The organism is Microbacterium sp. EB106-03-03-XG65, from assembly GCF_058791955.1.
Genome location: NZ_JBYTEB010000001.1, coordinates 1619316 through 1638236 on the forward strand (window position 1 = coordinate 1619316; position 18921 = coordinate 1638236).

General features: G+C 68.9%; 20 protein-coding genes and 1 tRNA gene. 16 read left to right on the forward strand and 5 right to left on the reverse strand.

Annotated features, from left to right (window positions below; translation table 11 throughout):
* The first annotated feature begins 11 nt into the window (after positions 1-11).
* Positions 12-815 carry an AraC family transcriptional regulator gene (locus AC3WS6_RS07545; RefSeq protein ID WP_492500425.1) on the forward strand — a complete coding sequence of 268 codons (804 nt, stop codon included), beginning with the start codon at positions 12-14 and terminating at the stop codon, positions 813-815.
* Here the strand turns inward: AC3WS6_RS07545 and AC3WS6_RS07550 are convergent, their stop codons facing one another.
* Positions 816-2063 (reverse strand): APC family permease, encoded by a 1248-nt coding sequence (locus tag AC3WS6_RS07550; RefSeq protein ID WP_492500426.1) that lies wholly within the window; start codon positions 2061-2063, stop codon positions 816-818. It lies immediately after the preceding gene.
* A gap of 48 nt (positions 2064-2111) precedes the next feature.
* The gene (locus AC3WS6_RS07555) at positions 2112-2582 is read right to left on the reverse strand and encodes a PaaI family thioesterase (protein WP_492500427.1); all 471 of its coding nucleotides are present in this window, start codon (positions 2580-2582) and stop codon (positions 2112-2114) included.
* A gap of 99 nt (positions 2583-2681) precedes the next feature.
* On the opposite strand from AC3WS6_RS07555, the gene AC3WS6_RS07560 reads away from it, so the two are divergent.
* The 12 genes from AC3WS6_RS07560 to AC3WS6_RS07615 all read left to right on the forward strand — a co-directional run bounded on the left by AC3WS6_RS07560 (position 2682) and on the right by AC3WS6_RS07615 (position 13627).
* A complete protein-coding gene (locus AC3WS6_RS07560; protein ID WP_492500428.1) occupies positions 2682-3032 on the forward strand; it encodes a GntR family transcriptional regulator in 351 nt (116 codons plus the stop codon).
* Positions 3029-4048: a DUF1648 domain-containing protein gene (locus AC3WS6_RS07565; protein ID WP_492500429.1), complete on the forward strand. Its 1020-nt coding sequence runs from the start codon at positions 3029-3031 to the stop codon at positions 4046-4048. Before AC3WS6_RS07560 ends, AC3WS6_RS07565 begins: the two co-directional genes overlap by 4 nt.
* 37 nt (positions 4049-4085) lie before the next feature.
* On the forward strand, positions 4086-5036 hold the full coding sequence (locus tag AC3WS6_RS07570) for a CPBP family intramembrane glutamic endopeptidase (protein WP_492500430.1): 951 nt from the start codon (positions 4086-4088) through the stop codon (positions 5034-5036).
* A gap of 31 nt (positions 5037-5067) precedes the next feature.
* Positions 5068-5727 carry an O-methyltransferase gene (locus tag AC3WS6_RS07575; protein WP_492500431.1) on the forward strand — a complete coding sequence of 220 codons (660 nt, stop codon included), beginning with the start codon at positions 5068-5070 and terminating at the stop codon, positions 5725-5727.
* A gap of 101 nt (positions 5728-5828) precedes the next feature.
* Positions 5829-7109 (forward strand): phosphopyruvate hydratase, encoded by a 1281-nt coding sequence (eno, locus tag AC3WS6_RS07580; protein ID WP_492500432.1) that lies wholly within the window; start codon positions 5829-5831, stop codon positions 7107-7109.
* A gap of 53 nt (positions 7110-7162) precedes the next feature.
* Positions 7163-7705, forward strand: coding sequence for an FtsB family cell division protein (locus AC3WS6_RS07585; RefSeq protein ID WP_492500433.1), 543 nt, complete (start codon positions 7163-7165; stop codon positions 7703-7705).
* Between the two features lie 61 nt (positions 7706-7766).
* Entirely contained in the window at positions 7767-8309 is a 543-nt protein-coding gene (locus tag AC3WS6_RS07590; RefSeq protein ID WP_492500434.1) for a DUF501 domain-containing protein, read from the forward strand.
* Between the two features lie 11 nt (positions 8310-8320).
* Entirely contained in the window at positions 8321-9610 is a 1290-nt protein-coding gene (locus AC3WS6_RS07595; RefSeq protein ID WP_492500435.1) for a S8 family serine peptidase, read from the forward strand.
* Between the two features lie 37 nt (positions 9611-9647).
* Complete coding sequence (locus tag AC3WS6_RS07600) at positions 9648-11120, forward strand: NAD(P)/FAD-dependent oxidoreductase (protein ID WP_492500436.1); 1473 nt, start codon at positions 9648-9650, stop codon at positions 11118-11120.
* 294 nt (positions 11121-11414) lie between these two features.
* The gene (locus AC3WS6_RS07605) at positions 11415-12209 is read left to right on the forward strand and encodes a cation-transporting ATPase (protein ID WP_492500437.1); all 795 of its coding nucleotides are present in this window, start codon (positions 11415-11417) and stop codon (positions 12207-12209) included.
* Between the two features lie 313 nt (positions 12210-12522).
* Positions 12523-13464, forward strand: a complete 942-nt coding sequence (locus tag AC3WS6_RS07610; RefSeq protein WP_492500438.1) for a hypothetical protein — start codon at positions 12523-12525, stop codon at positions 13462-13464.
* Between the two features lie 40 nt (positions 13465-13504).
* Positions 13505-13627, forward strand: coding sequence for a hypothetical protein (locus AC3WS6_RS07615; RefSeq protein ID WP_492500439.1), 123 nt, complete (start codon positions 13505-13507; stop codon positions 13625-13627).
* 126 nt (positions 13628-13753) lie between these two features.
* Here AC3WS6_RS07615 and AC3WS6_RS07620 read toward each other — a convergent pair.
* Positions 13754-13826, reverse strand: a tRNA-Leu gene (locus AC3WS6_RS07620).
* Between the two features lie 63 nt (positions 13827-13889).
* Here AC3WS6_RS07620 and AC3WS6_RS07625 point away from each other — a divergent pair.
* The 3 genes from AC3WS6_RS07625 (at position 13890) to AC3WS6_RS07635 (ending at position 17099) form a co-directional block, all read left to right on the forward strand.
* Positions 13890-15134: a type III PLP-dependent enzyme domain-containing protein gene (locus tag AC3WS6_RS07625; RefSeq protein ID WP_492500440.1), complete on the forward strand. Its 1245-nt coding sequence runs from the start codon at positions 13890-13892 to the stop codon at positions 15132-15134.
* A complete protein-coding gene (locus AC3WS6_RS07630; protein ID WP_492500441.1) occupies positions 15131-16444 on the forward strand; it encodes a D-arabinono-1,4-lactone oxidase in 1314 nt (437 codons plus the stop codon). The genes AC3WS6_RS07625 and AC3WS6_RS07630 overlap by 4 nt, the downstream gene beginning before the upstream one ends.
* A gap of 88 nt (positions 16445-16532) precedes the next feature.
* Positions 16533-17099 (forward strand): LemA family protein, encoded by a 567-nt coding sequence (locus AC3WS6_RS07635; RefSeq protein WP_201469241.1) that lies wholly within the window; start codon positions 16533-16535, stop codon positions 17097-17099.
* A gap of 64 nt (positions 17100-17163) precedes the next feature.
* On the opposite strand, the gene AC3WS6_RS07640 is transcribed toward AC3WS6_RS07635, so the two are convergent.
* Positions 17164-17649, reverse strand: a complete 486-nt coding sequence (locus AC3WS6_RS07640) for a hypothetical protein (protein WP_492500442.1) — start codon at positions 17647-17649, stop codon at positions 17164-17166.
* A complete protein-coding gene (locus AC3WS6_RS07645) occupies positions 17646-18917 on the reverse strand; it encodes a winged helix-turn-helix domain-containing protein (RefSeq protein WP_492500443.1) in 1272 nt (423 codons plus the stop codon). The genes AC3WS6_RS07640 and AC3WS6_RS07645 overlap by 4 nt, the downstream gene beginning before the upstream one ends.
* Positions 18918-18921: the final 4 nt, after the last annotated feature.

Consider the following 18921-nt stretch of genomic DNA (forward strand, 5'->3'; position numbering starts at 1 on the left):
GACGACCAGCGATGCGTCCGACCCGCGGTGTGCTGTACCCCGCCCGGCTGCCCGAGTTCCATCGCCTTCCACCGGCGCCGGCCGCGCAGGATCTCGCGGTGTGGTTCTGGATCCCCGAGTGGAGCATCGAACCGGGGCGATCGTCTCGCCAGGAGATCGTCGGCTACCCGGCGCTGAACCTCGTGGTCGAGAACGGTCACGTGAGTCTGTCGGGCGCGACGACCCGGGCGTCGCACCGCGAACTGACCGGCAGGGGCTGGGCGGTGGGCGCGCTCCTGCGACCCGCGGCTGTCGCCGCGCTGATCGACGAGCCTGCTGCCCTGGTCGATTCCGAACAGCCTTTCGACGCGCCAGAGCTCGCTGAGGGGGTGAGCGCCGCGATGGCCTCGGGGGAGGGACACCGCGAACGCGCGGTCGACGTGTTCTCGGAGTGGCTCGCGCGTCGGGTCGGACCCCTCGACGACGGCGCGAGGCACGCGAACGCGCTCGTCGATGTGCTGATGGAGGAGGGCGCGGCCGATTCGGGCGAGGAAGCCGCGACCCGACTCGCGGTCTCCCTGCGCACTCTGCAGCGCCTCACCCATCGCCACGTCGGCGTCTCGCCGGCAGCCATGATCCGGCGCCGCAGACTGCAGGAGGCGGCAGAGAAGCTGCGCACCGACTCGTCGGCCGACCTCGCTGCGCTCGCCGCCGACGTGGGATACGCGGATCATGCCCATCTCACGCGTGACTTCCGGAACGTGCTCGCACTCACGCCCCGAACGTATCGCGCGGCCTCCGCGAAGGACGGTCGAGCCACCGCCGACCCGTCGTGATCAGCGCGCGAGCCGTCGCGGACCGCGCGCGAGCCGCAGCCGCAGCATCCGGTACAGGACCCCGACGAGCACGACCACGGTCCCGACAACCGAGGCCAGCACGGGCAGTGTGTTCAGCAGCAGAAGGCAGCCGAACGCACCGACGACCTGCAGCGCCCGCGGATAGCGGCGGGCGGTGGCGCGCTGGCGGAATGCGGCCGCATTCGCGATCAGGTAGTACAGCAGCACGCCGAACGACGAGAAGCCGATCGCATCGCGCAGATCGGCGACGAGCACGATCGCCACGACGATCATCGCGACCGTGATCTCGGCGCGACGGGGCACCTGCCGACGGTCATCGACCTTCGCCAGGAAGCGGGGCAGATCCGCCCCACGAGCCATCGCCAGCGTCGTGCGACCGATGCCGGTGAGAAGCGCGAGCAGAGCTCCGAGCGCGGCGGCGGCCGCGGCGACGCGGACGACCGGCGTGAGAGCCGTCCACCCCGAGGCCGCGACGACATCGGCGAGGGGAGTGCTGCTCGTGACCGCGTCGCCGCCGAGCACGGTGACGACCGTGATCGCGACGAGCGTGTAGACGACGACCGCGCCGCCGAGTGCCAGGACGATCGCGCGCGGGATCGTCCGGGCGGGGTCGACGACCTCTTCGCCCATCGTCGCGACGCGCGCATATCCTGCGAACGCGAAGAACAGCAGGCCTGCGCCCTGCAGAACGCCGTACGCGGAGGCATCCGGAAGGGGAGCCGGTTCGGCAGGCGGGCCGCCCCCGAGACCGACCGCGACCACCACGGCGAGTCCGAGCAGAGAGCATATGACGAACACTCGAGTGACGAGGGCGGTGCGCGTGATACCGAAGCAGTTGACGACGGCGAGAGCGACGACCGCCGCGATGGCGACGGGCACCCCCCAGCCCTCCGGCGCGGCGTAGGCGGCGAAGGTCATCGCCATCGCCGCGCAGCTCGCGATCTTGCCGATCACGAAGCTCCACCCGGCGACGAAACCCCACCACGGGCCGATCTCGGCGCGCGCGTAGGCATAGGTGCCCCCGGCGACGGGGTGCGCCGCGGCGAGCTGCGCCGAGGCGGTCGCGTTGCAGTAGGCGACGATCGCGGCGATCCCCAGGGCGATCAGGATGCCGCTGCCGGCGACGCCCAGGGCCGGCGCCCACACCGAGAACACGCCGGCACCGATCATCGAGCCGAGGCCGATCGCTGTGGCGTCGACGAGAGTCAGGCGGCGGGCGAGGGGCATCCCGTCATCGTGTCACGACCGGGTGAACAGTCGGTATCGAGGGCTCCGTCAGCCCCGCGCAGCCGTGATGCGCTGCTTCTCACGGACGTAGACCTGTCGACGCACTCGCGCGACGACATCTCCGTCGCCGTCGGTGATCACGGTCTCGAACCACTCGAGCACCTTCGCACCGCCGTGCGCCCGCTCGCGGATCTCCTCGGCTCGTTCACGGCTGACCTCGAACTCTGCCGTCAGCACCCCGCGGCCGGGCTTGACGAACTCGATCTCACCCCGGGTGTCCCAGACGACATAGTCCCGGCCGAGCTGGTGCATCACGAGCATGAAGAAGTACGGGTCCGTCATGGCCGACATCGAGCCGCCGAACGCGGTCTTCACATAGTTGCGGGTGAAGACGTTGACATGCAGCTCGACGGTCGCGTGGGTCCAGTCCTCGCTGAAACGCCGGATGCGGATTCCGCTGAACAGGTTCGGGATCCACAGGCTCATGCCGGCGGCGAGGCGACGAGGAGTGATGCGCATGAGGTCAGTGTGGACGACGCCGGATCCCGGACAAAGCTTGCTGGAGGGTGTCGACAGTTGTTATAGTTTGTGTAGAACTACTAGAAGATTGGGGACGGGATGCTGATCCGCATCGACCCCGACAGCGCTCGTCCGCTCTTCGACCAGGTGGCCGCATCCGTCCGGTCCGACGTGCTCGCCGGCCGCCTCGTGCCCGGCGATCGTCTCCCCGCCGCGCGTGAACTCGCCGAGGCGCTCGAGATCAATCTGCACACCGTGCTGCGTGCGTACCAGCAGCTGCGGGACGAGGGCCTGATCGATCTGCGCCGCGGCAGGGGAGCGGTCGTGGCCGCCGCCGCCGCGCCTCTCGCCGAACTCTCACAGGACATCGCCGCGCTCGTCGCGCGTGCGGCGTCCCTCGGACTCTCTGCCTCGACCCTGGCCGCCCTCATCAAGGAGATCGACGCATGACCCCCGAGATCCGTCGCGCCCGCACCGCCTTCTGGTGGGTCGGGGTGATCGTCCCCGCATCGCTCATCGTGCTCGCCGCCATCCTCATCCTGGCCTGGCTGCCGGAACTTCCCGACCCTGCCGCGATCCACTGGGGCCTCGACGGGGCCGACGGCTTCGGCCCGCGATGGATGCCGCTGGTCATGCTGGTCGGCCTGGGCGGAGGCGTCGTGGCTCTCCTGTCGATGATCGCACTCCTCTCGCATCGTGCACCCCGGCGGGGAGCGGGGGCTCCGACCGGCCGGCCGCAGTGGTCGACGACCGCCCGCGTGCTCGGAGCCGCCAACCTCGCGATGGCCGGTCTGTTGTCCCTGCTCGCCATCGTGACGACTGCCTCCCAGCGGGGGCTCTCCGATGCGACCGAGGCCGCCGACATCACCCCGTGGATCCCCGTCATCGTCGCCATCGCGGCGGGCCTGGGGGCGGCCGGATGGTTCCTGCAGCCGAAGGTGCTGCTCGACTCGCCCGCATCAGCGACCCCGGCGGCACCGCTGCCTCTCGCCGATCACGAGCGCGCCGTATGGATGAAGACCGTCACGGTGGCGCGCAGCGGTCAGGTCGTCCTCGGAATCGGTGTCTTCGTCACGGTCGCCATGAGCGTGCTGCTGCTCGCTCGTGGCATCGCGGCCGGGTGGATCGTGGCGGGCGTCACGGTGATCCTCGTCATCCTCGTGGCGACCGGGCTCTCGTTCCGTGTCCGGGCGAGCGCCGCCGGCCTCCGGGTGCGCTCGGTCGCCGGATGGCCCCGTCTCGAGATCGCCGCTCACGACATCGCCAGCGCTCGAGCGGTGCACGTCGATCCGTTCGCCGAGTTCGGCGGCTGGGGCTATCGCATCGGCACCGACGGGCGGCGCGGATTCGTCCTGCGCGCCGGCGAGGCGCTCGAGGTCACCCGCACCGACGGTCGCGTGTTCGTCGTCACGGTCGACGATGCGGCCACGGCGGCATCCGTCCTGGCTGCCGCAGCATCCCGATGATCGAACAGCACGTCGACACCGAACAGGGAGTCACACCATGACCCGCACGAGAACTGCATCCGTCGTCGTCTTCGTCGCGCTCGCATGCGGCCTCGCATGGCTGGTCGCGCTGCCGCTGTGGCTGGGCGACGGTCTGGCCGAGCCGAGCAGTTGGTTCCTGCTGCCCGTGATGATGCTGACCCCCGCGCTCGCGGCGCTCGTGGTCACCTTCACGATGCGTGTGCCGGCGCCGGGGGAGCGCCTGCGCTTTCTGGGCCTGTGGCCGCTGCGCCCTGCCAGACGCGTCGTCTGGCTGATGGTGGTGGGCTGGCTCGCCCCGCCGCTTCTCGTCGCGCTCGGCATCGCGGTCGCGGGAGCTCTCGGCTGGGTGCGGCTCGACACGACCTTCGAGGCGTTCGCCGCCGAGATCGCGAAGGCGCTGCCCGCCGGTGCGCCGATGCCCCCGATCGAGATCGTCGTGATCTCGCAGATCGCGATGATCCCTCTCGGCGCGCTCGTCAACAGCGTGCTGGCGTTCGGCGAGGAGCTCGGCTGGCGCGGGTGGCTCGTCCCTGCTCTGCGCCCTCTGGGCACGTGGCCCGCGCTTCTCCTCAGCGGTGCGATCTGGGGCGTCTGGCACAGCCCGGTGATCCTGCTGGGCTACAACTTCGGGCGCACCGACATCACCGGCGTGCTGTTCATGATCGGCGGGTGCATGGCCTGGGGAGTGCTCCTGGGCTGGCTGCGTCTGCGGTCGGCATCGGTGTGGCCGGCGGTCCTCGCCCACGGCTCCCTCAACGCCGCCGCCGGACTCATCCTCATCTTCGCGGCGTCCCAGCCCGATCTCGCACTCGCCGGCCCACTCGGCGTCGCCGGGTGGATCGTCGCGGCAGTGGTGATCGCCGTGCTGGCCGTCACCGGTCAGTTCCGTCGTCAGCCCGAGCTCGCCGGCGCACCCGGGCGTCTGCTCTCCGCTCCACGATCCGGGCGGGGTCCGCAAGCCTCTTGACGCTCCTGAGGCCCAGCGGTTGGCTGAGGTCATGGAATCCACTCCCGCCGCCTGGTCCGATGCCGACGTCTACCTCGCCGACCTCCTCGTCGGTCACGACCCGCAGCTGGAGGCGGCGCTGTCGGCACAGCGTGACGCGGGTCTTCCCGAGATCGAGGTCGCACCGGTCGGCGGCAAGTTCCTCCACCTGCTCGCGCGCATCAGCGGCGCGCGCCGGGTGCTGGAGATCGGCACGCTCGGCGGTTACTCGACGATCTGGCTCGCACGGGCGGTGGGGCCTGAGGGGCGGGTCGTCACGGTCGAGGCCGAAGCGGACAACGCCGCCGTGGCTCGCGCGAGCATCGACGCGGCGGGCGTCGGGGATCGTGTGGACATCCGGATCGGCCGGGGCGCCGACGTGCTCCCCACACTGGTGGGCGGCTTCGATCTCGTCTTCATCGACGCCGACAAGGAGTCGAACACGGTCTATCTCGACTGGGCAGCGAGGCTGGGTCATCCGGGAACCGTGATCGTGCTCGACAACATCGGGCGAGAGGGCGAGATCGTGCGCGATGACGCGTCCGACCCCAAGGTGATCGGCACGAGGGAGGCGCTGCGGATGCTGAGCGAAGATCCGCGCTTCGACGCCACCGCGCTGCAGACGGTGGGAGTCAAGGGCTGGGACGGCGTGGCGCTCGCGGTGGTCGTCTGAGCCTGCGGACTCCGACCCGGGAGCCGACGGCCGAGCGGGCTAGACTGGGGCGCGGATCGACGACGCTCCACACACCTTTTCTCTGAGCAAGGAGCACATCAGTGGCACTGATCGAGGCTGTAGGCGCACGCGAGATTCTCGACTCGCGCGGAAACCCGACCGTCGAGGTGGAGGTGCTCCTCGACGACGGTGTAGTCCAGCGGGCAGCGGTCCCGTCCGGCGCATCCACCGGCGCATTCGAGGCGTACGAGCTCCGCGACGGCGACAAGAGCCGCTACGGCGGCAAGGGCGTGCTCAAGGCCGTCGACGCCATCATCGACGAGCTCGGACCGGCGCTCGAGGGCATCGAGGCGAGCGAGCAGCGCATCGTCGACGAGATCCTGATCGAGACCGACGGCACCGAGAACAAGCAGCGCACGGGCGCCAACGCGATCCTCGGCGTCAGCCTCGCCGTCGCGAAGGCCGCGGCCGACTCGGCCGACCTGCCGCTGTTCCGCTACCTGGGCGGCCCCAACGCGCACGTGCTTCCCGTGCCGCTCTTCAACGTCATCAACGGTGGCGAGCACGCCGACAACGGCATCGACATGCAGGAGTTCTTCCTCGCTCCGATCGGCGCCGAGACCTACTCCGAGGCGCTCCGCTGGGGTGTCGAGACCTACCACGTGCTGCGCGGCGAGCTGAAGGCCGCCGGCTACGCGACGGGCCTCGGCGACGAGGGTGGATTCGCCCCCGACCTGCCCAGCAACCGCGAGGGCCTCGACTTCCTGGTCAAGGCGATCGAGAAGGCCGGCTTCAAGCCGGGCACCGAGATCGCGCTCGGCCTCGATGTCGCCGCGACCGAGTTCTTCAGCGACGGCGTCTACCGCCTCGACAACAAGGACTGGAGCGGCCCCGAGCTGATCGAGTACTACCAGGGCCTCGTCGACGACTTCCCGATCGTCACGATCGAGGACGCCCTCGCCGAGGACGACTGGGACAACTGGAAGCTCCTCACCGACGCCCTGGGGTCGAAGGTCCAGCTCGTCGGAGACGACCTGTTCGTCACCAACCCGACTCGTCTCGCCGACGGCATCAAGCGCGGCGTGGCGAACTCGCTGCTCGTCAAGGTGAACCAGATCGGAACGCTCACCGAGACGTTCGACGCGGTCAGCCTCGCTCAGCGCTCGGGCTACACCGCGATGCTGTCGCACCGCTCGGGTGAGACCGAGGACACCACGATCGCCGACCTCGTCGTCGCGACGAACGCGGGTCAGATCAAGGCGGGTGCGCCTGCTCGCAGCGAGCGCGTCGCGAAGTACAATCAGCTTCTGCGCATCGAGGAAGAGCTGGGCGACGCGGCGGTCTTCGCCGGCCGTTCGGCGTTCCCGCGCTACCAGGGCTGAACGCAGCTGAGACAGACACAAGCCGCCTGAGCGGTACTGACGGAGGAGGAGCCGTGGCACGACGACCGGCTCCTCCTTCGGCGTCTCCGGGAGCGACGACAGCGGGCCGTGCCGCGTCAGCGGGGTCTGCGCGAACCGCTCGACGAGGCGCCGCAGCCGACCAGCGCGTCGACGTGCGCGAATGGGCGTCCGGCATCCGCCTGTCGGCGTTCTCCGTCATCATGCTGTCGCTCGTGGTGCTGGGGGCGTGGGTGCTGGTGCCGACACTCGGCACCTTCATCGATCAGCGGCAGAAGATCGCGGCGCTCGAGCACTCCATCCAAGTCTCGGAAGACGAGATCACAGCGCTCGAGAAGGAACGCGATCGCTGGAGCGACCCGGCCTACATCACGACACAGGCCAGGGAGCGGCTCTACTACGTCAAGCCCGGTGAGGTGGTCTATCTCATCGACAACGACCTCGATCCCGCTGCTCTGCCTCAGGAGCAGGGCCCCGTCAGCGACACGCTCGAAGAGACGCCCTCGGACTGGATGCCTCAGCTGCTGCGCAGCCTGACCTCCGCCGGGCTCAGCGACACCGCCGCCATCCCCCAGTGACAGGGCGCCGCGCGCGGATCGCGTCGAGCATCCTCTCGGGCGTCTCCCGTACGCTGGACGTGTGACCACCCCGCCTTTCGCTACCCCCACGACCGCCGAACTCGCCGTGGTGTCGGCCCAGCTGGGGCGGCCCGCCCGCGGTGTCGTGGGAATCGCGGCGCGGTGCGTGTGCGGAAACCCGACTGTCGTCGCCACCACACCTCGCCTGCCCGACGGCACGCCTTTCCCGACGTTCTACTATCTGACGCATCCGGCTGCGACCGCTGCGATGTCGACCCTCGAGGCGACTCAGGTGATGCCCGAGCTGGCGGCCCTGCTGGCTGAGGACCCCGAGGTCGCCGCCGCATATCTCGCGGCGCACGAGGCCTACCTCGCTGATCGCGCTCAGTTCGGCGAGGTCACGGAGATCGACGGGATCTCCGCCGGCGGCATGCCCACGCGCGTCAAGTGCCTGCACGCCCTGGCCGGACACGCTCTCGCTGCGGGTGCCGGGGTCAACCCGATCGGCGATCAGGCTCTCGCGCGTTCGTCGTGGACGCCCGAGCTCTGCCGGTGCGAGAACCCGGGTGCCGCAGTGCGCCAGGCCGAGGACTCCTCGGCATGAGGCGTGGCCGGATGCTCCGCGGGGCCGTCGCGATCGCGACGGTCGTGGCATCCGTGCTGCTGCTCGGATCGACCGCGGCTCCCACCCCCACGCCGCAGCCGGTGCCCGACGATCCGGCTGATCCTGTGCGCGCCTCCGAGTACTGGCTCGACGGTGCGCGCGTGCGCGACGCGTGGCAGACGACACGGGGCAAAGGTGTGACGATCGCGGTGATCGACACCGGGATCGCGAGTGTCCCGGGCGTCTTCGACCAGGCGGTGATCGGCGGAACCGACGTGTCAGGCACGGGAACTCCCGATGGGCGCACACCGCTCGGAGCGATCGACGGCAACCACGGTTCGTGGGTCGCCTCTCTGGCAGCCGGCCGTGGCGCGGCCGACGGCACGGGCATGATCGGCGTGGCTCCCGAGGCGAACCTCCTGTCGATCTCGGTGGGCTTCGGTGCCGCGGCGCGGGTGCCGTTCACGGAGCAGGTCGCGAAGGGCATGCGCTGGGCCGTCGACAACGGTGCCGACATCATCAACCTCTCCTTCACGACGAACACGCTCGACTGGGACAAGAGCTGGGACGACGCGTTCCTCTACGCCTTCGAGCACGACGTCGTGGTCGTCGTGGCTGCGGGGAACCGGGGGAGCGGGACCAACATCATCGGGGCGCCGGCGACGATTCCCGGGGTGCTCACGGTGGGCGGAGTCGACCAGACCGGAACAGCGAGTCTTGAGGCGTCGACCCAGGGCATCACGATCGGCATCGCGGCGCCCAGCGAGGGCCTGCGCGGGGTCTCGGCAGACGGCGAGGTGGCGCGCTGGAGCGGCACGAGCGGTGCGGCGCCGATCGTGGCCGGGATCGCGGCCCTGATCAGGTCGGCGCACCCCGATCTCGATGCCGCCAACGTGATCAACCGCATCATCCGCACGGCGATCCCGGTCGAGGGCGTGTCACGCACGCCCGACCCCCTCTACGGCTATGGGCTCATCGACGCCGAGGCGGCGGTCACCGCGAACGTGCCCACCGTCGACTCGAACCCCATGGGCGATCTCGCCGAGTGGGTGCGCCTCTTCCGTCGCGCGGAGTCGGAGCCGCAGCCGGTGCCGACCGTCACGCCGGTCGCGGTGCCGCCGCTTCCTGCCGCCGACGCACCCACCGAGCCCGGCTCACCGCTGCTTCCCAGCGCTGATTCACTGCGCTACGGTACCCTGCCGCTCATCGCGCTCACAGTCCCTGGTATCCTGATAGCGCTTGGCGTCACCGCAGCTGCCCGGCGCATCCGATCGGCGCGCGCTCGCACGCCACATTCCTGACTCTAGGAGTTGTCCCCCTGTGCCTCAGAACAGCACTGTGCCCAAGATTCTGATCGTCGGTGGAGGCTATGCAGGCTTCTACACGGCGTGGAAGCTGGAGAAGCACCTTCGCAAGGGTGAAGCCGACGTCACCATGGTCGACCCGCTTCCCTACATGACGTACCAGCCCTTCCTTCCGGAGGTGGCCGCGGGATCGATCGAGGCTCGCCACTCGGTGGTCGCCCACCGTCGTCATCTCAAGCGGACGAACGTGCTGACGGCCAAGGTCACCGGCATCAACCACGCCGAGAAGGTCGCGACGATCACTCCGCCCGTGGGTGACCCGTACGAGTTCGCGTACGACCAGATCGTCGTGACGGCCGGCGCCGTCTCTCGCACGTTCCCGATCCCGGGCATCGCCGACAACGCGATCGGTCTCAAGACCATCGAAGAGGCTGTCGCGATCCGTGACCGCCTGATGTCGAACTTCGACAAGGCCGCGTCGCTGCCGGCCGGCCCGGAGCGCGACAGGCTGCTGTCGGTCGTCGTCGTCGGTGGCGGTTTCGCCGGTATCGAGGTGTTCGCCGAGCTGCGCTCGCTCGCCTCGTCGCTCGTGGCGAAGTACCCGCAGATCACCTTCGAAGACACGCACTTCCACCTCATCGAGGCGATGGGGCGCATCATGCCCGAGGTCTCGCTGCAGACGAGCGAGTGGGTGCTGAAGGATCTGGCGAAGCGCGGTGCCAACGTGCACCTCGACACCCAGCTCACCAGCGCGGTCGACGGCAACGTCGAGCTGTCGACGGGCGAGGTCATCCCCACCGATCTGATCGTCTGGACCGCCGGCGTCATGGCGAACCCGACAGTGGTGCGCGGTGGCGACCTTCCGGTCGAAGAGCGTGGCCGCATCCAGACCCGTGCCGACCTGCGCGTCGGCACCCCCGAGGCCTTCGTTCCCGGCGCGTGGGCTGCCGGCGATGTCTCGGCAGTGCCCGACCTCTCCGGTGGTGGCGTCGGCGGCTTCTGCGTGCCGAACGCCCAGCACGCCGTCCGTCAGGCGAAGCTGCTCGCGAAGAACCTCGTCGCTGTGCTGCGAGGCGAGGACCCGAAGGAGTACTTCCACAAGAACCTCGGCGCCGTCGCGGGCCTCGGTCTGTACAACGGTGTCTTCCAGTCCGGCAAGATCGCGCTCAAGGGCTTCATCGCCTGGGTCGCGCACCGTGGCTACCACGGCCTCGCGATGCCGACGTGGGAGCGCAAGCTCCGGGTGGTCGGGGGCTGGTGGAACAACCTGTGGCTCGGTCGTGACCTGGTGAACCTCCAGACGGTGCAGAACCCGCGCTACGTCTTCGAGGAGTTCGCGGCACGTCCGCGTCCGGCCGCTCCCGCGACCACCGCGCCGGCTGCTCAGGCTGCCGCCGCCGACAAGGCCGCAGACGAGAAGCCCGCCGGTCAGAAGACCGGGGCCAAGAAGCCGGCGGCGAAGAAGCCCGCTGCCGAGCAGGCCGCCGAGACGGCTGCTGCCAAGTAACGTCTCTCGACGAACGCCCCGATCTCTCGCAGGTCGGGGCGTTCGTCGTCCCCTGCGCCGGACGTATCCTCGCACCCGGCTCATAGGTGTGGTCGATACGCTCGGTCCAGCAAGGGGAGTACTCCCGACTGCGGTGGCGTCGTCATTACGGACATGAAGTCGTGTCCCGGCCCACCGGCCCACTTCGGGCGGAGGAGACCTGGCGTCCGTATCCACGGACAGCCGTCGACCCCTGCACTCTGCTGATCCCGTGCTCCGGTGGCTGTCCATACGTCACACGAAAGAGACCACGACATGGGAATGCTGGATCGTCTGCTGGGAATGGCCACACAGGCCCTCGACCTCGACGGCAAGAAGGGCGACGCTCGCACGGGCGAACCGGCCCGATACGCACCGAGCGCACCGTCGGGCACTCGAGACCCCTACAGCCCACCGCCCGCCATGAGCCGGAACACGTCGCCTGCCGCCTCGTCGACCGGGACGGATGCCGACCGCGCGGCGATCGCGCGCTACGACTACCTGCTGCAGACCGCTGACCCGCATCGAGTGGAGGAGATCCACCGCGACGCCTTCGAGCGGCTGACCCCCGCTCAGCGCGCGCAGGTGCAGGAACGGATGAATGCGGAGCTGCCGCCGCACGATCGGCCCCGATCGTCGTCGGCGTTCGACCTCGCACGATCCGCCGGTCGCACCGAGGCCGCCGGACCCGGACGCATGCGGGGTCTGCTGTCGCGCGCCCGGGGTGCGGGCGCGGCCGGGGTCGTGGGCGGCGCTGCCGTCGGCGTGCTCGGGGTCGTGGCGATGGGTGCTGTCACCAGTGCCGTCGCCGCACCGCTGCTCGAGCAGGCGGCCGGTCTCGGCGTCGACTTCGATGCTCTCGCCCAGGGCGTGGACCTCGAGGCGATCGCCGACGGACTTGGTGCCGAGGAGCTCGTCTCGGGCGCCGCCGAGGGCGTCTCGGGAGCGGCGGAAGGCGTGATCGGATCGGCAGGGGAAGCGGTGACCGGGTTCGGCGAGACCGCCGGGGAATGGGGCCAGAAGCTCGGCGACCTCGGCATCCCGGGGCTCGGCGACCTCTTCGGTCGTTGAGCTCAGCGGCTCCGGTGCCCCCGCTGGGACTCGAACCCAGACTGAAGCGATTTTAAGTCTGTTCAACCCCGTTACGCCTGGTTTCGGTTGGTACCCCGGATGTCTCGCCTGACCTGGAAGAAGGAGGCTCCCCGTACCTCATAGGTACCCCCTCGGTCGTCACCGGTTAGTGACATCGCCGTGACACCGGCGACAGCGCGCTGTGAGGGCACACCCCCGGGGTCGCGATTCCGACAAGGAGGGGGCGCAGTCTGCCCCTCCCGTTCGTCTCTGCGACCACTCAATGTCTGAGCCGTCGCGTAGCGTCGCGGGCATGCCCAGGCCAGCAGACATCGACCCCCACGAGTTCGACTCCTTGAATCGTTCGTTTTATCGTGCCGACCCCGCCGAAGTCGTCGATCAGCGGTTATGGATGCTCACGCGGTTCCTCGGCGACGAGCAGCTGACGGCCTCAGAATCCGCTGATGGTGTTTCGATGAAGCGTGCGGGCGTGCCCTCCGCCGAGGAGCGGGTGCAGTTCGTGGCGCTTGAGAGCACGCTCGTCGTTCATCAAGCGGCGGAGACGCTGCTGAGATTATGTCTGGCACACTGGGACAACGCTCCGTGTCCTTGGTGGGAGCTCACCAGACTGCGCGATCGCGGGGCTTTCCCGGCGGGCGTGAAGCGGATCAAGAACTCTGTGCAGTCCGATGAGACGCTAACGGAGCTGTTGCACATTGTGAGTTGGAGCGGCGACAAGTCAGTGATGGACTCCAACGGCACGTGGAAATATCCGGACGGATGGGAGCGGCATCGCGACGGCTTGCGTGATCTGATCGAGTACTGCTGCGATCTGATTCTGGACGGAGCTGAGCTGTATAACGCCGGAAAGCACGGGCTTGCGATCCTCCCAGAAGAGGTCGGTTTCAAGATCGACGACGGCGAGATTCTCTCTGTGTCTGGCCCGGCACTCACCGTGATTCAGCAGGTCGACACTGGCAATGAGCGACGCTGGGCGCGCGTTACGCACTGGGTCAAGTATCAACGGTCCATCGTGATGTGCGGGCTGATCGCAAGCGCGATTCGCTCTCTGTGGGAGTGTGGGAAGCATCGCCGCATTGGGGGCGGTGACGAGAGCAAGATCACCGTGTTCGACCGGGAGCTTGTTGGAGAAGCCAGACTCGTCCAGTCGAAGATGGGGATCAATACCGAGTCGATGAGCGTGCATCTGTTCGATACTGCGCATCCGATGTTCGCGTCCAAGTCGCCGAACTGAGAGCTATTCGGCGTCGATCCTGCTTCAGCAAGGCATCCCCGTGGTCACCGTTGCCAAGCTCGCTGGCCACGATCCGGCCATGACGATGAGTGTCTACGGCCACGCGACGGACGACACCACGAGGCTCGCGCCCGACCTACTCGGACGCCTCTACGGATCCTGATGAATGGGGTGGCGATCATGCCCGATCCGGAAGCGTTTGTGACAGGACTGCCAAGTCTCGTGACACTGCCGCGAACAGGTCACCGGGGGAGGGCGACATCCGCGTAACCACGCGGATCAAGGCGGGTGCCCCCGCTGGGACTCGAACCCAGACTGAAGCGATTTTAAGTCGCCTGCCTCTGCCATTGGGCTACGGGGGCGCGCGGCCGGGGCCCTGGCTCAGCGTACACGCAGACATCCCACCGACGCCGTAGGGTGGGGGAGTGCTCGACCTCACCGCTGATCTGAGCCCTGACCGGGGACCCTCGTCCGTCGCTCCGGAGTGGGAGGATCCCGCGCGATATTGGCCCCGTCTGTCCGCAGCCACCGGTCATCTGCCCGCGCCCGTGGCCATCATCGATCGTGAAGCCCTGCAGCACAACGCGATGGACCTCCTCGTGCGGGCGGGTGGGCTTCCCATCCGCGTGGCGTCGAAGTCGGTCCGCGTCCGCGCGGTGCTGGACGCCGTTCTCGCTCTGCCCGGCTACCGCGGCATCCTGGCTTTCACTCTCGCGGAGGCGCTGTGGCTGGCCGAGACCCACGATGACATCGTGATCGGATACCCGACGGTCGACCGCGCTGGACTGGCGCAGCTGTTCGCCTCGGCGGAGGCGGCGAGTCGCATCACACTGATGGTCGATGATCCGGTGCACCTCGACATCATCGACAGCGTCGCTCCTGCCGGTTCGCGGCCGGACATCAGGGTCGCGATCGATGCCGACGCCTCCTGGCGTTCTGCAGCCCTCGGGCACATCGGGGTTCGACGTTCGGCGCTGTTCACCGCGGGGGAGATCGCGGCCTTCGCCCATCGGATCGTCCGGCGCCCCGGTTTCACACTGGTCGGATTGCAGATGTACGAAGCGCAGATCGCCGGGCAGGGAGACGCCGGCCCCGATGCCCCGCTGATCCGCTTCGTGCAGTCGCGGTCCCGCGCCGAACTCCGCGATCGTCGGGCGGCGATCGTGGCGGCGCTCGCCGAGGTCGCGCCCCTGGAGTTCCTCAACGGCGGAGGCACGGGGTCGCTCGAGTTCACAGGCAGCGACGAGTCCCTCACCGAAGCGAGCGCGGGGAGCGGGCTGCTCGGAGGACACCTCTTCGACGGCTACCGCTCGTTCCGCCCCGCGCCGGCATCGGCCTTCGCCTTCGATGTCGTCCGACGCCCGACCGCCGACATCGCGACGGTGCTCGGCGGTGGGTGGATCGCCTCGGGCCCCGCCTTGGCCTCTCGGCAGCCGCTCCCCGTATGGCCGCAGGGGCTGCAGACGCTCCCTCGTGAGGCCGCGGGTGAGGTGCAGACCCCCCTGCAGGGGAAGGCAGCATCCGATCTGGGAGTCGGCGATCGCGTCTGGTTCCGGCACGCGAAGAGCGGCGAGCCTGCAGAGCGCATCGACGCGTATCACCTCGTCTCCGCAGGCGAGGTCATCGACGAGTTGCCCACCTATCGTGGCGAGGGGAAGGCGTTCCTGTGACGAGGATCGGTGGCACGTGGCAGAACTGGGCGCGGTCCGCGCAGGTCACACCGCTTCGCGTCGAGCGCCCGCGCAGCCCCGAAGGAGTGCAGCGGGCTGTCACGGCGGCCCTGGCCCACGGGCTCAGCATCAAGGCCGTGGGGGCGGGGCACAGCTTCACCGGAATCGCCATCGCGCCGGGGGTGCTGCTCGAGCTCGATGACATGCAGGGACTCGTCTCGGTCGACCCCGAGCGGCGTCGCGTGACTCTGCTGGCGGGAACCCGGCTGCACCGGATCCCCGCGCTCCTCGCGCGGCACGGCCTCGCCATGGAGAATCTCGGCGACATCGACCGGCAGTCGATCGCCGGCGCGATCTCGACCGGGACCCATGGCACCGGATCAGGGTTCGGCGGTCTCGCTGCTCAGGTGGTGGGTGTGACGATGGTCACCGCATCCGGCGACTTCCTCCGCGTCGATGAGCAGAGCAGCCCCGAACTGCTTCCCGCCGTGGCCCTGGGGCTCGGCGCGCTCGGGATCATGGTCGAGGTGACGCTGCAGTGCGTTCCCGCTTTCGTGCTCAGCGCCGTCGACGAGCCGGCGCCGCTCGCCGAGGTTCTGGCGACCCTGGACGACCGGGTCGCCGCATCCGACCACTTCGAGTTCTACTGGTTCCCTCACACCGAGGTGGCCCTGACGAAACGCCAGAGCCGCATGCCAGAGTCGACCCGCAGGCAGCCGCTGCCGGTCGTCGGACGGTGGATCGATGAGACGCTGCTGTCGAACGGCGTCTACCGGGTGGTGTGCGCGGGATCGCAGCTCGTGCCCGCGGTCACCCCGCCGTTCAACAGGATGGCGGTGAAGCTCACCGGTGACAGGACTTACGTCGATCGGTCGCATCGGGTGCTGACGCAGAGTCGGAACGTGCGATTCCGTGAGATGGAGTACGCGCTTCCCGCCGCGAACGTCGTGCCGGCGTTCCATGCGCTCCAGGCGCTGATCGTGCAGCGCGGTTGGCGTATCGAGTTCCCCGTCGAGGTGCGCTTCGCGGCGGAGGACGATCGCTGGCTCTCGACCGCGTATGGCGGGGCGACGGGCTACATCGCCGTGCATCGCTATTGGCGCGTGGACCCGACGGTCTATTTCGAGGCCGTCGAGCAGATCATGCTCGAGCACGGAGGGCGACCGCACTGGGGCAAGCTGCACACACTCGGTGCGGCGCAGCTGCGTGAGCTGTATCCGCGTTTCGATGACTTCATCGCCCTCCGTGATCGGCTCGATCCCGATCGGCGACTCAGCAACCGGTACCTCGATCGCGTGCTGGGCGAGTGAGACGCCGCTCCTTCCGCGGGGACGCATCCAGTCGGCGTGCAGACTGCGCGGATAGGATGAGACAAACACGAGGAAGGGTGGGCCTCTGATGGAATGGCTCGTGCCAGTACTGATCGTCGTCGGCGTGATTCTGCTCATCGGAATCTATCTGTGGGCGACGTACAACTCGCTGGTGCAGCTGAACGTCCGCGTCGACGAGGCGTGGAGCGGCATCACCGTACAGCTCAAACGCAGAGCGGATCTGATCCCCAATCTGATCGAGACGGTCAAGGGGTACGCATCGCACGAGAAGGCGGTGTTCGAGAACGTCACGCGCGCCCGGGCCGAGACCCTCTCCGCCGGTGGCCCCGGTGAGGCGGGAATCGCAGAGGGGCACCTTCAGCAGGCGCTTCGCAGTCTCTTCGCCGTCGCCGAGGCGTATCCGCAGTTGCAGGCGAGCCAGAACTTCCTCCAGCTCCAGCAGTCCATCGTCGACACCGAGGACAAGATCCAGGCCGCCCGCCGGTTCTACAACGGCGGCGTGCGGGAGCTCAACACCAAGATCAAGGTCTTCCCGAACAACCTGTTCGCGAAGGGGCTGGGATTCACCGAACGCGAGTTCTTCGAGGTCGCCGACAGCGGCGCGATCTCAGAACCGCCCCGCGTGCAGTTCTGACGAGAAGGCCCGCTGCGCACAGTCGCATCGGGCCCTTCTCTCTGTCCGGGCGGCGGCCCGCACATCACCAGATCTCGATCACGACCCGATCGTCGGTCACCGACAGGTCGCCGCGCACAGTCCACGACTCGGTGCGGTAGGTCTCAGTCCTCGGCGCACCGTCCTGGCCCGTCCCCGCGACCGTCGCCACGAGAACGCCGCCCTCGGCGACGAACCCTTCGTCCAGCACCTCGAGCACAGGCATCCGGTCGATCCGGAATCGCACAGTGTCGACGGCCGCGAATTCGGTTCCCCAGGGGATCCGGATGCCGCATCCCTCCGGCATCGCACCGCCGCGCGCCTCGTCGACGGTGCATTCCTCGAGCATCGTCTCGAGCTGCTGCTGTGCGGCCTCGTGCGGTTCGAGCGAGGGGGTCGCGAAAGCGGTCGCGGGAGGGGAGGCGTCGGAGGGTGGCCGCACGTTCGACGCCTGGGAGATCCACACGACCGCAACGATGATCAGGAGCGCGGCAGTGATGCCTGCAGTCGCCCACGCGGCGCGGCGGGTCATACCATGGCCTCACGCGCGTGCACGTGGCGCCGAGTCGTCGCAGCGGAGGCGTCGGGACGGGCCGCCAGGGCGGCATACAGGCTCTCGGAGGCGGTGCCCCATCCCGAGACCGAGATCTCTGCGAGACCCTGCCAGGACGCGGCGAGAGCGAGCTCGGCCGCGACCCGCTCGGCATCCTCTGCGGGCTTCGCCTGGGGCTCCCACCACGCCGACTGGATCTGGAGGGTCGAGGTCGCACGCTCCGCCTTCAGGTCGACCCGGGCGACGATCCGGTCGCCGACCAGCACCGGCAGCGAGTAATAGCCGTACCGCCTCTTCTCTGCGGGCACGTAGATCTCGATGCGGTAGTCGAGCTCGAAGGCGCGCAGGGCACGGTCGCGGAACCAGACGACCGGGTCGAACGGCGTGAGGAGGGCAGCCGCGTCGACTCGGCGTGGCAGAACGGCGTCGCGGTGGCGCCACGCCGGCAGCGGCTGACCTGCGCGCTCCCATCCCCGCACCGCGGTCGGTATGAGGTCGCCCGCGTCGACGAGGTCGGCGATGGAGCGGGACATCGTCGCCCGGTCGCGGATGCGGTGGTAGTCGGCCAGGTCGGACTGCGTCGCCACTCCCGAAGAGAGCGCGGCCCGTCGCGTGAGCTCTCGGATGGCGTCTTCGCGTGCGACGTCACGCGAGAGGATCGCGTCGGGTATCACCCGCTCGGCAAGGGCGTAGCTCCGTTCGAATCCCTTGCGGCCGCTGATGGCCACATCTCCCGTGCGCCACAGATGCTCGAGCGCGAGCTTCACATCGTCCCAGTCCCACCACGAGCCCCGTTCGCGCGGAGCGTCTGCTCGGAGATCAGCAGGACGCAGTGGTCCTCGGTCTCGGAGCTCGGCCTTGACCCACTGCAGGGTGCGCGCGTTTGCGCTCATCCACGAATCCGGTCCTGACCAGCGTGCGCGGAAGTCGTCCATCCGAAAGCGCCAGAGCGGCCAGTCCTCGATCGGGATGAACGTCGCCTCGTGCGCCAGATATTCGACGTAGTGGCTGGTGCGCGAGTGGAACACCCTGTCCAGCAGCGCCGGATCGTACGACCCCAGCCGGGAGAACATCGGCAGGTAGTGCGAGCGCGCGAACACGTTCACCGAATCGATCTGCAGAACCCCGAGTCGATCCATGACGCGGTGCAGGTGCCGTGCCGACACGTCGCGCGGCCTCGCCCGCGTGAAGCCCTGCGCCCCTAGCGCGAGTCTGCGCGCCTGAGCGGCGCTGAGAGTGTCGGTCACGAGG

Coding starts and splice junctions, on each gene's coding strand:
- AC3WS6_RS07555 (WP_492500427.1), bottom strand. CDS start 2,582: ATGCGCATCACTCCTCGTCGCCTCGCCGCCGGCATGAGCCTGTGGATC.
- AC3WS6_RS07545 (WP_492500425.1), top strand. CDS start 12: ATGCGTCCGACCCGCGGTGTGCTGTACCCCGCCCGGCTGCCCGAGTTC.
- AC3WS6_RS07550 (WP_492500426.1), bottom strand. CDS start 2,063: ATGCCCCTCGCCCGCCGCCTGACTCTCGTCGACGCCACAGCGATCGGC.
- AC3WS6_RS07570 (WP_492500430.1), top strand. CDS start 4,086: ATGACCCGCACGAGAACTGCATCCGTCGTCGTCTTCGTCGCGCTCGCA.
- AC3WS6_RS07605 (WP_492500437.1), top strand. CDS start 11,415: ATGGGAATGCTGGATCGTCTGCTGGGAATGGCCACACAGGCCCTCGAC.
- AC3WS6_RS07635 (WP_201469241.1), top strand. CDS start 16,533: ATGGAATGGCTCGTGCCAGTACTGATCGTCGTCGGCGTGATTCTGCTC.
- AC3WS6_RS07610 (WP_492500438.1), top strand. CDS start 12,523: ATGCCCAGGCCAGCAGACATCGACCCCCACGAGTTCGACTCCTTGAAT.
- AC3WS6_RS07640 (WP_492500442.1), bottom strand. CDS start 17,649: ATGACCCGCCGCGCCGCGTGGGCGACTGCAGGCATCACTGCCGCGCTC.
- AC3WS6_RS07565 (WP_492500429.1), top strand. CDS start 3,029: ATGACCCCCGAGATCCGTCGCGCCCGCACCGCCTTCTGGTGGGTCGGG.
- AC3WS6_RS07595 (WP_492500435.1), top strand. CDS start 8,321: ATGCTCCGCGGGGCCGTCGCGATCGCGACGGTCGTGGCATCCGTGCTG.
- AC3WS6_RS07575 (WP_492500431.1), top strand. CDS start 5,068: ATGGAATCCACTCCCGCCGCCTGGTCCGATGCCGACGTCTACCTCGCC.
- AC3WS6_RS07560 (WP_492500428.1), top strand. CDS start 2,682: ATGCTGATCCGCATCGACCCCGACAGCGCTCGTCCGCTCTTCGACCAG.